This is a genomic window from Marinobacter sp. NFXS11, from assembly GCF_040148675.1.
GTDB lineage: Bacteria > Pseudomonadota > Gammaproteobacteria > Pseudomonadales > Oleiphilaceae > Marinobacter.
Window position 1 is genome coordinate 1277055 of sequence record NZ_JAGDDV010000001.1, and the last position, 15304, is coordinate 1292358.

Genomic DNA, 15304 nt, shown 5'->3' on the forward strand with positions numbered 1-15304 from the left:
CAGGAGCAGGCATGAGCCGAATTGAAGGGGTCCTCAAGGCCCTGAAAGGACAAGGTCGGAAGGCACTTATTCCCTATATTACCGCCGGTGACCCGCATCCCGATGTCACGGTAGATCTGATGCACACACTGGTTGAGGCGGGCGCGGATATTATCGAGCTTGGCGTGCCATTCTCCGACCCCATGGCAGACGGCCCGGTAATCCAGCTTGCCTGTGAGCGGGCGCTGGTGCACGGAACCTCGCTGAGACAGGTCATTGCCATAGTCAAGGAGTTCCGCAAGTCAGACGACGCCACTCCGGTGGTTTTGATGGGCTACCTGAACCCGATGGAAGCCATGGGCTACGAGCGTTTTGCAGATGCTGCCAAAGATGCTGGCGTCGACGGCATTCTGACCGTTGACTTGCCACCGGAGGAGGCCGACGAGGTTGCTCCGCTGTTTACCCAGCGAAATCTCGACGCCATCTTCCTGCTTTCGCCAACTACGACCGATGACCGGATCCGGGCAATCAGTGAGCACTCCTCCGGTTATGTGTACTATGTTTCTATCAAGGGTGTAACGGGATCTGCCACTATCAACGTGGAAGAGGTTGCTGCCAAGGTAAATCATATTCACGAATTGACAGCTCTCCCGGTCGGTGTTGGTTTCGGGATTCGTGACGCGGAAACTGCTGCAGCGGTCGGTCGGGTATCCGATGGTGTAATTGTTGGCAGCGTCCTGGTCGATACAATAGCCAGAAATCAGGCAGATACCGACCAGCTCAAGAGGGCATTGACGGATCTGCTCCACCCGATGCGTGAAGCACTGGACAGTCTCGCCTCCTGAATGAAGAGGAGGAGGGCAAACAGGCGTCAAAGGACAGGATGAGACCATGAGTAACTGGCTGGACAAGATCATGCCGAGCAAGATTCGCTCGGATTCCAAGCAGAGAACCGGAGTGCCAGAGGGGCTGTGGAAGAAGTGCCCCAAATGTGGCGCCTTTCTCTACAAGCCGGAACTTGAGAAAAACCTGGATGTTTGCCCCAAATGCAACCACCATCTGAGGGTCGCTGCCCGCCGTCGTCTGGACGTTTTTCTTGACCCGGAAGGGCGGGAAGAAATTGCCTCTGAGCTCGAGCCTTGGGATCGGCTTAAGTTCAAGGACAGTAAACGTTACAAGGACCGTCTGTCCCAGGCCCAGAAAGGTACCGGTGAGAAAGACGCACTAGTTGCCATGAAAGGCACAACGCTCGGTGTGCCCCTGGTTGCCTGTTCATTTGAGTTTGGCTTCCTGGGCGGCTCCATGGGTCAGGTGGTCGGCGAAAAATTCGTTCAGGCAGCTAACGTTGCCCTCAAGGAGCGAATTCCCCTGGTCTGTTTCTCGGCCAGTGGCGGTGCCAGGATGCAGGAAGCCATTCTTTCGCTGATGCAGATGTCTAAAACTGCCGCAGTGCTAGAGCGGATGAAGCTTGAGGGGATTCCCTACATTTCGGTAATGACAGATCCAGTATTCGGTGGCGTTTCTGCCAGCCTGGCTATGTTGGGCGATCTCAATATTGCCGAACCGAATGCATTGATTGGCTTTGCCGGCCCCCGTGTCATCGAGCAGACGGTTCGTGAAAAACTGCCGGAAGGTTTCCAGCGCAGTGAGTTCCTGCTGGAGCACGGCGCCATCGACATGATTCTGCATCGCCATCAACTGCGCGAGCGCATTGCCCATGTACTCGCCAAGTTTACCGGCCAGGAGCGCCCGGGAACTGAGGACCCGATCGAGTTTGAAGTCTCGGAGAAGCCCGAAACCGATGCCCCTGCCGAGTAACCCTGCAGATCAGCCCCCGGCACCGCCGGGGGCTGATGTCACTGTCGATCAGTGGCTTACCTATCTGGAAGCGATACACCCCACAGAGATTGATCTTGGACTGGACCGGGTCCTTGTGGTTCTGCGGCGGTTGTTCCGGCGAAAGCCGTCCGCCCGGATCATCACTGTGGCTGGCACTAACGGCAAAGGCAGCGCGGTTGCAGCTGTCGAGGCACTTTTACGCGCAGCTGGGCGCCGAACCGGCGCCTATACCTCGCCCCATCTACAGCGCTATAACGAACGTGTGCGGCTTAATGGTGAGGATATCTCCGACGACGCGCTTGTCAGGGCGTTCGAAGCCGTCGAAGAAGCACGCGGAAACGTCTCTCTCACCTATTTTGAATTCGGAACCCTTGCCGCTTTTGTGGCCTTTGCCGATGCCGGCCTCGATGACTGGGTGCTGGAAGTTGGCCTGGGTGGACGGCTGGATGCTGTCAATGTCCTGGATGCAGATTTTGCCATCCTGACATCGGTGGACATCGACCATGTTGCCTTCCTTGGCGACAATCGCGAAGTCATCGGGTTTGAAAAGGCCGGGGTCCTGAGGCCGGGCATCCCCTCGGTCTATGCCGATGCCGATCCGCCACGTTCGGTGCTTCAGCAGGCCACCGCGCAGAAAGTCAAACTTGCTTTACTGGGGCGTGATTATGAGCTGGTGCCGGAGCAGCAGGCAGGCTTTGATGCTCCGGCAGTGGTGCTTCGCCATAGAGGCCAGGCGGTTCGTCTGCCGGCCGGCCCCCTGCCGATCAAAAGTGTGGCAGCAGCCGTGGTCGCCATACGCGAGCTTGAACCGAACCTGTCGGTATCAGTCATTGAGCAGGTGCTTTCAGGTCTGAGCGTGCCCGGGCGTTTCGAGCGTGTTGGTTCCTCACCGGATATCTTCCTGGATGTTGGTCATAACCCCCACGCTGCCGGTTGGTTGTCCGGTCAGCTAAGTCAGCTAAAGTCTCCGGGCAGACAGGTGCATGGTGTTTATGGCGCCCTGGCGGACAAGGACGTGGCAGGTGTGGGCAGAGCCATGGTTGACGTAGTAGATGCTTGGTATCTGGCGAGCCTCAAAGTACCAAGAGGCCTGTCCGGTCGCGATCTGCAGGCAAGACTGGCCGATTCGGGCATCCAGGCGCCGGCGTTCGAATCCGTGCGGGAGGCGTTGGTTTCAGCATTGGACATGGCTGGCCCGAATGATCTTGTGGTTGTGTTCGGTTCTTTCTTCACAGTTGCGGAAGGACGCGAAATTCTGCTCGCAGGCAAGGTAGCCGGAAGCTAGGCAGGCCGTCTTAAACTTTGTCCATGGCTGTGCCCGACACTTTGAGTTCCGGTTGCCGTCCAGTTAGTATCTGCGCATGGGTGCCCGTCGGGGCGCAGTCATAACAGTTGGGAGCCTAACAACGTGGATGGACTGAAACAGAGAATAATCGGGGCGCTGGTACTTGTTTCCCTGGCGGTTATCTTTGTTCCTATGCTTTTCGATGAGCCTCATTCCGAGCGTACGTCCACGACCATCAAGATTCCGGAAGAGCCGCCTTTCCCTGAAGTGGAGGCGCCCGAATCGGAATTGGCGCCGGCGCCGTCTTACGGTCTTGAGTCCAGCGATAGCGACCTGGCAGCACCATCAAGCGCGCAGGGAGCAGATGAATCCCCTGGTTATCGCATCCTCGAAGAGGCTCCTGGCCAAGATTCAGTGCAGGACGCAACAGATTCGTCTGATGCTGGCCAGCCCGAGACCGACAAGGACAACGCTCAGGAGTCCGCCAACGAGCCGGCTGAGACGCCCGATCAAACGTCGGAGAACGCTGCCACAGAAACTGCCGAGTATGAACGGTCGCTGGAGGGCGCCTGGGTGGTGCAGTTGGGCAGCTTTGGCAATGCCGACAACGCCCGCCGTTTGAGGGATCAGGTCCGGGAAAAGGGCTATGGCTCGCATCTTCAAGAGGTTGTCCGCGGCGATACGACGCTTACACGAGTCTTCAGTGGGCCCTTTGCGTCAAAAACCGAGGCGGAATCTGCAAAAAGGGCGCTTGACGATGCCTTTGGTCTTAACAGTCTGGTGACCTCCGGCGAAAAATAACGCCCGGGGTCCGGTTTATGTGTGTCTTGCGGTTTGGCGAACCGGGGTTTCCTGATAGAATTCGCGCTTCCTTTTCTCCACCGGGTTTTCAATGGAAGCGCTGATCTGGATTGACTGGGTCATTATCGCCCTGATTACAGTTTCCACCCTCATCAGTCTGAAACGGGGCTTTGTACGGGAAGCTCTCTCGCTGGTGACCTGGGTGGGTGCGTTCATCCTGGCCAGAACCTTCCACCCCCAGATGCAGTCTCTGCTGGAAAGCACGGTTGAAACGCCGCTTGTCCGGCTTATCGCTGCTTTTGCCATACTTTTCTTTGGAACGCTCATCGTCGGTGCCATCATCAACAACATGATCGGACATCTGATTCGGGCCACCGGTTTGTCGGCTACCGATCGGGTGCTTGGTATGGGGTTTGGCCTTCTGCGGGGCGTGGTGGTGGTGATCGTTGCGATTGCATTTACCCGTTACACACCGCTGGCCCAGGATACCTGGTGGCGCACCTCGATCATTATTGATCGCCTGGCGGTGGTGGAAGACTGGTCCAGACGGACCCTGGGCGATGAATTTGCGCGCTTTCTTGGGCCAGCGCCCGAAAATGCGCCGGAACCGGATTCCGTTACAGAGCAGGAAGGCGTGGAACCCGCGTCCGTGTCCCGCTAACATTCAGTTTTAACACTCGGAGATACACTTATCCATGTGTGGCATTGTCGGCATCGTCAGTACTTCCAACGTCAATCAGTCGCTCTATGATGCGCTGACTGTACTTCAGCACCGGGGCCAGGACGCGGCGGGCATTGTTACTTTTCAGGATGAACGTTTTTACCTCCGCAAGGACAACGGGCTTGTACGGGATGTATTTCACACCCGCCACATGCGCCGCCTGGTCGGTAACGTTGGCATCGGGCATGTACGCTATCCCACTGCCGGCAGTTCCAGCTCCGCCGAAGCCCAGCCATTCTATGTAAACAGCCCCTATGGGATAACCCTGGCGCACAACGGCAACTTGACCAATGCCGATGACCTGAGTACGGATCTTTTCCGGACCGATCTGCGCCACATCAACACGAACTCCGACTCGGAAGTGCTGTTGAACGTTTTTGCTCATGAGTTGCAGAAGCTCGGAAAGCTGGATCCGACCAAGGATGAGATCTTTTCTGCGGTGAGCGCGGTTCACAAGCGCTGCCGGGGTGCCTACGCCGTCATTGCCATGATTACCGGCTATGGCATTGTTGGCTTCCGGGACCCGAATGGTATCCGGCCTGCCTGCTACGGTGAACGCACCGACGAGAATGGCCGCAAGGAATACATGATTGCCTCGGAAAGCGTTGCCCTTAGCGCAGCGGGCTACACCCTCGTGCGCGATATTGCCCCGGGCGAGGCGGTCTATATCGAAACTGACGGCACCCTCTATACCCGCCAGTGCGCCGAGCAGCCGCATCTGTACCCGTGTATTTTCGAGCACGTGTATTTTGCCCGGCCGGACTCCATTATTGACAAGGTGTCTGTTTACAAGGCTCGCCTGCGCATGGGCGAAACCCTGGCGGAAAAAGTGCTCCGCGAGACGCCGGATCACGATATCGACGTTGTTATGCCGATTCCGGACACGAGCCGAACGTCGGCCATGCAGATGGCGCATCGTCTGGGGGTGAAATTCCGGGAAGGCTTTATCAAAAACCGCTACATCGGCCGGACATTTATCATGCCTGGCCAGAAGATGCGCAAGAAATCGGTCCGACAGAAGCTCAACCCGATCGATCTGGAGTTTCGCGGTAAAAACGTGATGCTGGTGGATGATTCCATCGTTCGCGGTACCACCTGCAAGGAAATTGTCCAGATGGCGCGGGATGCTGGTGCCCGTAAGGTCTATTTTGCGTCTGCGGCGCCTCCCGTTCGCTATCCGAACGTTTATGGTATCGACATGCCCTCCGCCAGTGAGTTGATTGCCCATGGCCGCACCGTAGAGCAAATCCGGGAACTCATCGGTGCCGACTGGCTGCTCTATCAGGATCTGGAGGACCTCATAACCTGCGTCAGTGAAGTGAACGATGACATTGAGGGTTGGGAGTGCTCCGTGTTTACCGGCGATTATGTGACCGGTGATGTCGATGAAGCGTATCTGAGCCGCATTGACGGCTTGCGCAATGATGAAAAGCGATCCGAGAGTGCCGGTGGGGCTGACCGGGACAACGGTATTATTGACTTGCATAACGACGAAGACTGAACGCCGCTTTCAGGCAGGAGATGTAGATGACCTTTCGCCGCGAAGAAACTGTCTGGATCCCGGAGTCCGACCTGGACGGGATGTCCGTGGACACCCTGGCCGTGAGGGCAGGGCAGATCCGCACCGGGCAGCTTGAACACAGCGACGCGATATTCCCCACGTCCAGCTTCGTTTATGGCAGCGCGGCGCAGGCGGCGGCGCGATTTGGCGGCGAAGAGCCCGGCAACATTTACTCCCGGTTTACCAACCCTACGGTCCAGGCGTTTGAAGGTCGGATCGCGGCCATGGAAGGCGGTGAGCGTGCGGTCGCCACCGCCTCCGGTATGGCCGCCATACTTAGTACCTGCATGGCGCTGCTTCAGAGCGGCGATCATGTGATCTGCTCCCGGGGTGTATTTGGCACCACCAATGTGTTGTTCCAGAAATACATGGCACGTTTTGGGGTGGAAACCACGTTTGTCAGTCTGACCGATATGGAAGAATGGCAGGCATCGATCCGTCCCGAAACCCGGATGCTGTTTATTGAAACGCCGTCCAATCCGCTTTGTGAAGTGGCGGATATGGAGGTCCTGGGACAGCTGGCCCGAGACAACGACGCCCTGTTCGTGGTCGATAACTGCTTCTGCACACCGGTGCTCCAGCGTCCATTGCAGCAGGGCGCAGACATCGTGATTCACTCGGCGACCAAATATCTGGATGGTCAGGGTCGCTGCGTGGGCGGCGTCGTGGTCGGATCTGAGAAGATGATGGAAGAGATCTATGGCTTCCTGCGTTCGGCTGGCCCCACCATGAGCCCCTTCAACGCCTGGGTGTTTCAGAAGGGCCTGGAAACCTTACCAATTCGTATGCGCGCCCACTGTGACAATGCGTTAGAGTTGGCCCTGTGGCTGGAGCAACAGCCGGCAGTTGAACGTGTTTTCTACGCCGGGCTCCAGAGTCATCCGCAACACGAGCTGGCGAAAAAGCAGCAGACCGGATTTGGTGGTGTGCTGTCATTCCAGCTCAAGGGTGCACGGGAGGAGGCGTGGCGCTTCATCGATGGCACCCGGATGATCTCCATCACCGCAAACCTCGGTGACGTCAAGACCACGATCACTCACCCGGCCACAACCACTCACGGGCGACTATCCCCGGAGGATAAGGCACGAGCCGGGATCACGGAGAATCTGATCCGGATTTCCGTGGGGATCGAAGCCGTAGAAGACCTGAAAACCGATCTTGAACGGGGCTTTCAGGCGCTTCGGAACGAAAGCACCGATAACGTCTGAGCATTCATGGCCGAATCTGCAAAAGCGAAGAAAGCACCACAGGAACTGACAGAGAAGCAGCAGCGGTTTCGCCGGCTGGCCGCCCAGGGCGCTCGCGAAGGCGCCGTCATCGCGCTTATTGCCCTTTGCATCTACCTTTCCATGGCACTGGTTACTTTTAGCCCGTCAGATCCGGGCTGGGCGAGTATCGGTCATGACACCAGCGTGCAGAACTATGCGGGTCGCACCGGTGCCTGGCTAGCGAGCCTGTTCATGGATTTCTTCGGCCACGTTGCCTATCTGTTCCCGGTGATGATTGCCGGATACGCGTTGATGCTCATCCGTCGGCGTAACGAATCCCTGGATCTGCACTGGCCGTTGTTCATGATGCGCTTCGGTGGCTTTTTGCTGATTCTTCTCTCGGCAACCAGTCTGTTGTCGCTGTATTCCGTGTTTGGTCTGGGGGCGTCCTCGGGCGGTGTCCTTGGAACAGCTGTTGCCGACGCGATGGTGCGGTTTTTCAACCTGCCGGCCACAACCTTGCTGCTGATTGCCATTTTCCTGTTCGCGTTAACGGTTACCACTGGTCTTTCCTGGTTCTGGCTGATGGATCAGGTGGGCGGTTTGACCCTCAGAGCGGGCCTTGCCATCAAAGGCCTTTCCAAGGGCAAGCCCAAGTCGGAAAAACCAGAGCCCAAAGCCCAGCCCAAGACAGAGCCCCCCGTGGTCAAGGATCGCGTTCCGCCGTTTGAAAACACCGGTAAAAAAGCCGATCCCACCAGGCCACGTTGGTGGCATCGCATTCCCGGTTTCGGTCCGAAAAAACCGAAGCCAGCGAAGGCCGCGACGAGGCCGGAATCCGGACGGAAAGAGCCTGCACTCGATGGTCTTGCTGCCGAAATTGATCCGGAACCGGCCCGGCTCGAAAGTTTCAGCTCACGGGATGAGGGTGCGGTTGCGGAGGAGAAACCCTCCAGGCCCGAACCAGCCCCACAGCCAGCCGGGCGTTCTCTGAAGATCTCGCCCTTCAAGAAAGACGAACAGCCTGCCCAGTCGAAAGACAAGGGCAGTAAACAGCCCTCGCTGCTGGAAGACATTGAAAGCCCGATTCCGCCGATTTCTCTGCTGGACCCGCCTGAGGAACACAAAGAGAGAGGCTATTCCGAAGAATCCCTGGAACATATGTCACGGCTGCTGGAGGAAAAACTGGGGGATTTCGGGGTGTCAGTGGAAGTGGTCGAGGTCAATCCCGGCCCGGTTATTACCCGGTTCGAAATCAAACCTGCCCCGGGTGTGAAGGTTAGCAAGATTTCCAACCTCGCAAAGGATCTGGCCCGCTCCCTGGCCGTACTGAGCGTTCGGGTAGTCGAGGTGATTCCCGGCAAGTCTGTGGTCGGTATCGAGATTCCCAACGAAGAACGGGAAATGGTCCGGCTGAGTGAAGTGCTTGGCGCGCGGGTGTTCCAGGAGTCCAGCTCACCGCTGACCCTGGCACTGGGTAACGACATTGGCGGCAACCCGATGGTTGCCAATCTCTCTAAAATGCCGCACCTGCTGGTGGCGGGCACCACCGGTTCCGGTAAATCGGTCGGCGTCAATGCCATGCTGCTCAGCATGCTGCTGAAGGCAGGCCCGGAAGAGGTCCGCTTCATCATGGTGGACCCCAAGATGCTGGAGCTCAGCATCTATGATGGCATCCCGCATCTGCTGGCCCCGGTGGTCACCGACATGAAGGAGGCGGCCAATGCCTTGCGCTGGTGTGTGGCTGAAATGGAGCGCCGGTACAAGCTGATGGCCAGCCTCGGAGTCCGCAACCTCGCGGGCTACAACCGCAAGATCAAAGACGCCAGGGCTGCCGGCGAGCCGCTCATGGATCCGTTCTGGAAGCCGGATGAGTATCTCGCCAACGATGAGCAGGAACGGCCGGAGCTGGATACGCTGCCGTTCATCGTAGTGGTTATCGACGAATTCGCCGACATGATGATGATCGTCGGCAAAAAAGTTGAAGAGTTGATTGCCCGGATCGCGCAGAAAGCGCGGGCGGCCGGTATTCACCTGATTCTGGCTACCCAACGCCCTTCGGTGGATGTGATCACCGGCCTGATCAAGGCCAACATTCCCACCCGGATGTCGTTCCAGGTTTCGTCCAAGATTGATTCACGCACAGTACTGGATCAGGGCGGTGCCGAGCAGCTCTTGGGGCATGGTGACATGCTCTACCTGCCACCGGGCTCTGGCCTGCCGGTTCGGGTGCATGGGGCTTTTGTGGATGACGATGAAGTCCATCGCGTGGTCAGTGCCTGGAAAGCCCGGGGCGAGCCGGTGTATGTGGACGATGTTCTCAATGGTGCTGAAGGCGAGAGCCTGCCCGGGGTACCCAACCTGTCGGAAGGCGGTGGCGACAGCGAAGGTGACGCGCTCTACGACGAGGCGGTTGCCTTCGTTACCGAAGGTCGCCGCGTTTCGATTTCATCGGTACAGCGAAAATTCAAGATCGGGTACAACCGGGCGGCCAACCTGGTTGATGCCATGGAAGCATCCGGCGTAGTAAGCGCCGCAGGCCATAACGGGGCCCGGGAAGTTCTGGCACCGCCGCCACCCAGAGATTAGGAGTAACGAGTAATGCAACAGTCTTTTTTGAAATGCCTTGCAGCACTGATCATGGCGGCGTTTATTGTCAGCCCTGCAACTGCCAGTGAAGAAAGCGCGGGTTCAGACGAGCTGGCCTCGCTGCTGAAGGGTTACGAATCCTATCAGGCGGATTTTATCCAGATTGTGGTCAACGAGAATGGCAACAAGGTTCAGGAAACCCGTGGCTCACTGAAGGCCAAGCGCCCCGGGCTGTTTTACTGGGAGACCAGTGCGCCACTGTCGCAGTTTATTGTCAGTGATGGCGAAACTGTGGAAGTTTACGATCCGGACCTGGAACAAGTCACGATCCACAATCTCGACGATCGTGTGCAATCCACACCCGCGCTCTTGCTGAGCGGTGAGGTGGATAATCTGGAGGATACCTACAAGGTTTCCGGTCGCCAGATTGGCGACAACACCCGTGAATTTACCCTGGAGCCACGCAGCCCGGACTCCCTCTTCACGTCGCTCAGGCTGACGTTCTTCAAAGGTGAGCTCCAGGAGATGCGTATGCAGGATTCCCTGGCACAGCTTAGCGTACTGAGTTTCGACCGGATCAGGCTGAACGAACCGGTTGAAGCGGGTGCGTTCACCCTCGACTATCCGGAGGGTGTGGATATTATCCGGGACGGGGCCTGATGCAGGACAGCCTGTTTGCGGAATCTGCAGGCTTCCGCCCACTGGCCGCGAGAATGCGGCCGGCAAGCCTGGACGACTATGTGGGCCAGGCCCACCTCGTAGGGCCCGGCAAACCGCTGCGGCGCGCAGTCGAACAGGGCCAGCTTCACTCCATGATCCTCTGGGGGCCTCCCGGAGTCGGAAAAACCACCTTCGCCCAACTGCTGGCCAATGTCAGCGATCTCAGTTTCGAGACGGTTTCGGCTGTGCTGAGCGGTGTGAAAGAGATTCGGGCCGTTGTTGAGCGGGCACGTAATCGCAAGCAGTCACAGGGTCGGGACACACTGTTGTTCGTGGATGAAGTTCACCGCTTCAACAAAAGCCAGCAGGACGCGTTTCTCCCCCACATTGAAGACGGTACCTTCATCTTCGTTGGTGCCACCACTGAGAATCCCTCTTTCGAGCTTAACAGTGCGCTGCTCTCCAGAACACGCGTCTACGTGCTCAAGAACCTTGAGGAAGAGGACATCCTTCAGTTGTTACGCCGCGCGCTGACAGTTGATGAGGGTTTTGGTGGACGCCTGCGGGTTGATGAAGACGTGCTGACCCTGATGGCCGCAGCCTCTGGTGGCGATGCCCGCCGCGCCCTCAATATCCTGGAAGTGGCGGCTGATCTGGCAGAGCCGGATGAGGCCGGCACGGATCGGGTAACGGCGGATCAGCTTGAGCAGGTCATGCAGACCAGCCTGCGCCGGTTCGACAAGGGCGGTGATGTGTTTTATGACCAGATATCGGCTCTGCACAAATCGGTCCGTGGCTCAGATCCGGACGGCTCGCTTTATTGGCTGTGCCGGATGCTGGATGGCGGCTGTGATCCCCTCTATGTCGCCCGGCGTCTCGTGCGCATTGCCAGTGAAGACATTGGTAACGCCGATCCCCGTGCTCTGCAACTCAGCATGGAAGCGTGGGACGCCCAGGAGCGGTTGGGGTCTCCGGAAGGGGAGCTTGCACTGGCCCAGGCGGTGACCTACCTCGCTATGTCGCCCAAGAGCAATGCCGTCTATAACGCTTTCAACCGCTGTATGGCGGACATCCGCCAGGATCCGGACTACGAAGTTCCGGTACATCTGCGCAATGCGCCCACGAAGCTGATGAAGAGCATGGGCCACGGAGATACCTATCGGTATGCACACGATGAACCGGAGGCCTTCGCCGCCGGCGAGTCCTATCTGCCCGAAGCGATCCAACAGCGCCGGTACTACGAGCCCGTGAATCGTGGGCTGGAGATCAAGCTGGCGGAGAAGCGCCAGCGCCTGGATTCCCGCAACGCTGAAAGCCCCCGCAAACGCTATACCTGAGCCTCCTGCTGCGGTAGCCACGAGCGCCAGTGCAGGTATAATGGCCAGTCATTCAAAACATCGCTAACCGGAAGATTCAGGATAATCATGCTCGATCCCAAACGTGTCCGCACCCAGACAGAAGAGATCGCCCGTCGGCTGACCATCAAGAATTTCGAATTCGATACCGCCACCTTCGAGCAGCTTGAGGAACGCCGCCGCGCCCTTCAGGTAAGCACGGAAAACCTGCAGAGCGAGCAGAACAAACGGTCCAAATCGATCGGGAAAGCCAAGGCAGCCGGTGAGGACATCCAGCCGCTGCTGGATGAGGTGGAAGATCTTAAGAAAAAGAGGTCCGAAGCGGAAGACGAGCTCCGTTCGTTGCAGGAGGAGCTCAACGCTTTCCTGGCCGGAATTCCGAACCTTCCGGACGAAGATGTTCCTGCTGGTGAGAGTGAAGACGACAACGTCGAGATTCGAACCTGGGGCACGCCCAAGAGCTTTGATTTCGAGCCCAAAGACCACGTTGCTCTGGGTGAGGGTCTGAAAGGCCTGGACTTCGAGACCGCGACCCGCCTGGCCCATTCGCGCTTTGCTGTCATGCGCGGCCCGGTGGCCCGGCTGCACCGGGCGTTGGCCCAGTTCATGCTGGATCTGCATACTGGCGAACATGGCTATCTGGAGACCTACGTTCCCTATCTCGTCAATGCCGATAGTCTTTATGGAACCGGACAGCTGCCGAAGTTCGAGGAAGATCTGTTCAAAACTGAAGGCGAACATCCGCTTTACCTGATTCCCACGGCGGAAGTGCCCGCGACCAACCTGGTGTCGGACAGCATTCTTGATGCCAGTGACTTACCGCTGCAGATGGTCTGCCATACTCCTTGCTTTCGCAGTGAGGCCGGCTCCTACGGTCGGGATACCCGGGGCATGATCCGTCAGCACCAGTTCGACAAGGTCGAGTTGGTACAGGTCGTTCGTCCGGCCGATTCGGACGCCGCGCTGGAAGCCCTGACCGGTCATGCCGAAAAGGTACTGCAGTTGCTGGAGCTGCCGTACCGTGTGGTTTCGCTCTGCGGTGGCGACATGGGCTTTTCTGCGGCCAAAACTTACGATCTGGAAGTCTGGTTGCCGGGGCAGGACAAGTTCCGTGAAATTTCTTCCTGCTCGAATACCCGGGATTTCCAGGCACGGCGCATGCATGCACGCTGGCGTAACCCGGAAACCGGAAAGCCGGAACCCGTCCACACCCTGAACGGGTCGGGCCTGGCTGTTGGCCGTGCTCTGATTGCGGTCATGGAGAATTACCAGCAGGTTGACGGCAGTATTCTGGTTCCGGAGGTTCTCAAGCCGTATATGGGAGGCATCGATAGAATCCAATGAGTGATCAGCCAGAACGCGCACCAGGGAAGGGCGTTGGTGCAACCCCTGCACCAGTAAGGTACAGGGTGAACCCGGTCACCTCGAACCCGAACACATCCGCCGGAGAGGTGGCCCTTGTCGGGGCCGGGCCAGGAGATCCTGAACTGCTGACACTCAAGGCCTGGAGGCTGATCACGTCCGCCGAGGTGGTGCTCTACGATCGGCTGGTGTCGCCGGAAATACTGGCCATGATTCCAGACGCTGCCGAGATGATTCATGTTGGCAAGCAGCGGGCCAACCACACCTTGCCTCAGGACCAGATAAATCAACGATTGGTCGATCTGGCCAGGCAGGGTCGGAAGGTGGTCCGTCTCAAGGGCGGAGACCCGTTTATCTTCGGGCGCGGGGGCGAAGAAATTGAAACCTTGGCAGACGCCGGCGTACGCTTTCAGGTGGTGCCGGGTATAACCGCCGCTTCCGGCTGCGCCGCCTACGCAGGAATCCCGCTCACCCATCGGGATTATGCCCAGTCAGTCCGGTTCGTGACTGGCCACCTCAAGAACGATACCTGCGATCTTCCCTGGCGAGACTTTGTTCAGAACAACCAGACTCTGGTGTTCTACATGGGTCTCGTCGGATTGCCGATTATCTGCCGGCAACTGGTTGCGTATGGCATGTCCGAGGATATGCCTGTTGCGCTCGTTTCCAAGGGAACCACAAAGGAACAGCGTGTGGTTACAGGCAATCTCTGTAATATTGTAGAGAGGGTAGAAGCCGAAGCTGTTCAACCGCCGACGCTGGTCATAATCGGCCACGTAGTGGCGCTCAGGGAGCGGCTGGACTGGATAGGTGGGGTAATAAAAACGGGGAGCTGAGGCTCCCCGTTTGGTATCGGGCTCAGATCAGCCGATCTTGCGTTTGGGCAGTACGTCTTTCAGCTTGTCGCGCATATCCCGAATGGCCTTTTCCGTGGTCGGCCAGTCAATGCAGGCGTCTGTCACAGAGACGCCGTACTTCAGATCCGCAAGGTTCTCGGGGATCGATTGGTTACCCCAATTGATGTTGCTCTCCACCATCAGGCTCTGGATCGAGGTGTTACCTTCCAGGATCTGGTGGGTCACATCCTGCATGACCAGCGGCTGAATGGCCGGATCCTTGCTGGAGTTGGCATGGCTGCAGTCAATCATCATCGACTTGCGCAGGCCTGCTTTATCCAGCGCCTGTTCGCACAGGGCGACGCTTACCGAATCGTAGTTGGGTTTGCCACCGCCGCCGCGGAGAACAACGTGGCCGTAGTTATTACCCTTGGTGCGGATAATAGCCACCTGTCCCTGCTGGTCGATGCCCAGGAAGCTGTGGGGGTGAGAGACAGATTTCATCGCGTTGACCGCAACGTCGAGGCTGCCGTCGGTGCCGTTCTTGAAACCGATCGCCATGGACAGGCCGCTGCTCATTTCCCGGTGAGTCTGTGACTCGGTGGTACGGGCGCCGATGGCGGACCAGGCAATGGTGTCCTGCAAATACTGCGGGGAGATCGGATCAAGCGCTTCGGTGGCTGCGGGCAGGCCGAGCTCGTTGATATCCAGCAGTAGACGACGACCGATGTGAAGGCCCTGCTCAATATCAAAGGTGTCGTTCAGGTGCGGATCGTTGATCAGACCTTTCCAGCCAACGGTTGTGCGAGGCTTCTCGAAATAGACGCGCATAACGATCAGCAGGGTATCGCTGACTTCATCGGCAAGCTTCTTCAGGCGCGAGGCGTAATCTCTGGCGGCTTCAACATCGTGAATGGAGCAGGGGCCCACCACGACGAATAGCCGGTGGTCTGTACCATCCATGATGTCATAGATGGCCTGACGGCCCTTTGAAACGGTTTCTGCGGCCTTGTCGGAGAGCGGCATCTCCTTCTTCAGCGCTTCAGGAGTGATCAGTGCTTCCTGGCTCGCCACATTCAGATTCTCTAATTTGTTGCCCGACATGTTG

The 15304-nt window shown here is 57.9% G+C and carries 13 protein-coding genes; 12 read left to right on the forward strand and 1 reads right to left on the reverse strand.

Annotation, left to right across the window (positions count from 1 at the left end; all coding sequences use genetic code 11):
• Positions 1-11 precede the first annotated feature (11 nt).
• The 12 genes from trpA (at position 12) to cobA (ending at position 14196) form a co-directional block, all read left to right on the forward strand.
• On the forward strand, positions 12-824 hold the full coding sequence (gene trpA / locus J3362_RS05955; RefSeq protein WP_349518589.1) for a tryptophan synthase subunit alpha: 813 nt from the start codon (positions 12-14) through the stop codon (positions 822-824).
• Between the two features lie 46 nt (positions 825-870).
• Complete coding sequence (accD, locus tag J3362_RS05960; protein ID WP_349518591.1) at positions 871-1797, forward strand: acetyl-CoA carboxylase, carboxyltransferase subunit beta; 927 nt, start codon at positions 871-873, stop codon at positions 1795-1797.
• On the forward strand, positions 1781-3103 hold the full coding sequence (gene folC, locus J3362_RS05965) for a bifunctional tetrahydrofolate synthase/dihydrofolate synthase (RefSeq protein ID WP_349518592.1): 1323 nt from the start codon (positions 1781-1783) through the stop codon (positions 3101-3103). Before accD ends, folC begins: the two co-directional genes overlap by 17 nt.
• Positions 3104-3226: 123 nt before the next feature.
• A complete protein-coding gene (locus J3362_RS05970) occupies positions 3227-3904 on the forward strand; it encodes an SPOR domain-containing protein (RefSeq protein WP_349518593.1) in 678 nt (225 codons plus the stop codon).
• Positions 3905-3995: 91 nt separating this feature from the next.
• On the forward strand, positions 3996-4565 hold the full coding sequence (locus tag J3362_RS05975; RefSeq protein WP_008171742.1) for a CvpA family protein: 570 nt from the start codon (positions 3996-3998) through the stop codon (positions 4563-4565).
• 34 nt (positions 4566-4599) lie between these two features.
• Positions 4600-6126, forward strand: coding sequence for an amidophosphoribosyltransferase (gene purF / locus J3362_RS05980; RefSeq protein WP_349518594.1), 1527 nt, complete (start codon positions 4600-4602; stop codon positions 6124-6126).
• A 26-nt stretch (positions 6127-6152) separates the two neighbouring features.
• Positions 6153-7394, forward strand: coding sequence for an O-succinylhomoserine sulfhydrylase (locus J3362_RS05985; RefSeq protein WP_349518595.1), 1242 nt, complete (start codon positions 6153-6155; stop codon positions 7392-7394).
• 6 nt (positions 7395-7400) lie between these two features.
• Positions 7401-9983 carry a DNA translocase FtsK gene (locus J3362_RS05990; protein WP_349518596.1) on the forward strand — a complete coding sequence of 861 codons (2583 nt, stop codon included), beginning with the start codon at positions 7401-7403 and terminating at the stop codon, positions 9981-9983.
• Positions 9984-9995: 12 nt separating this feature from the next.
• The gene (gene lolA, locus J3362_RS05995; protein ID WP_349518597.1) at positions 9996-10643 is read left to right on the forward strand and encodes an outer membrane lipoprotein periplasmic chaperone LolA; all 648 of its coding nucleotides are present in this window, start codon (positions 9996-9998) and stop codon (positions 10641-10643) included.
• Positions 10643-11980: a replication-associated recombination protein A gene (locus J3362_RS06000; RefSeq protein WP_349518598.1), complete on the forward strand. Its 1338-nt coding sequence runs from the start codon at positions 10643-10645 to the stop codon at positions 11978-11980. The genes lolA and J3362_RS06000 overlap by 1 nt, the downstream gene beginning before the upstream one ends.
• Positions 11981-12067: 87 nt before the next feature.
• Positions 12068-13342 (forward strand): serine--tRNA ligase, encoded by a 1275-nt coding sequence (gene serS, locus J3362_RS06005; RefSeq protein WP_349518599.1) that lies wholly within the window; start codon positions 12068-12070, stop codon positions 13340-13342.
• Positions 13339-14196 (forward strand): uroporphyrinogen-III C-methyltransferase, encoded by an 858-nt coding sequence (cobA, locus tag J3362_RS06010; RefSeq protein WP_349518600.1) that lies wholly within the window; start codon positions 13339-13341, stop codon positions 14194-14196. Before serS ends, cobA begins: the two co-directional genes overlap by 4 nt.
• Positions 14197-14223: 27 nt before the next feature.
• Here cobA and J3362_RS06015 read toward each other — a convergent pair whose 3' ends face one another.
• Positions 14224-15300, reverse strand: coding sequence for a 3-deoxy-7-phosphoheptulonate synthase (locus J3362_RS06015; protein WP_349518601.1), 1077 nt, complete (start codon positions 15298-15300; stop codon positions 14224-14226).
• Positions 15301-15304 lie beyond the last annotated feature (4 nt).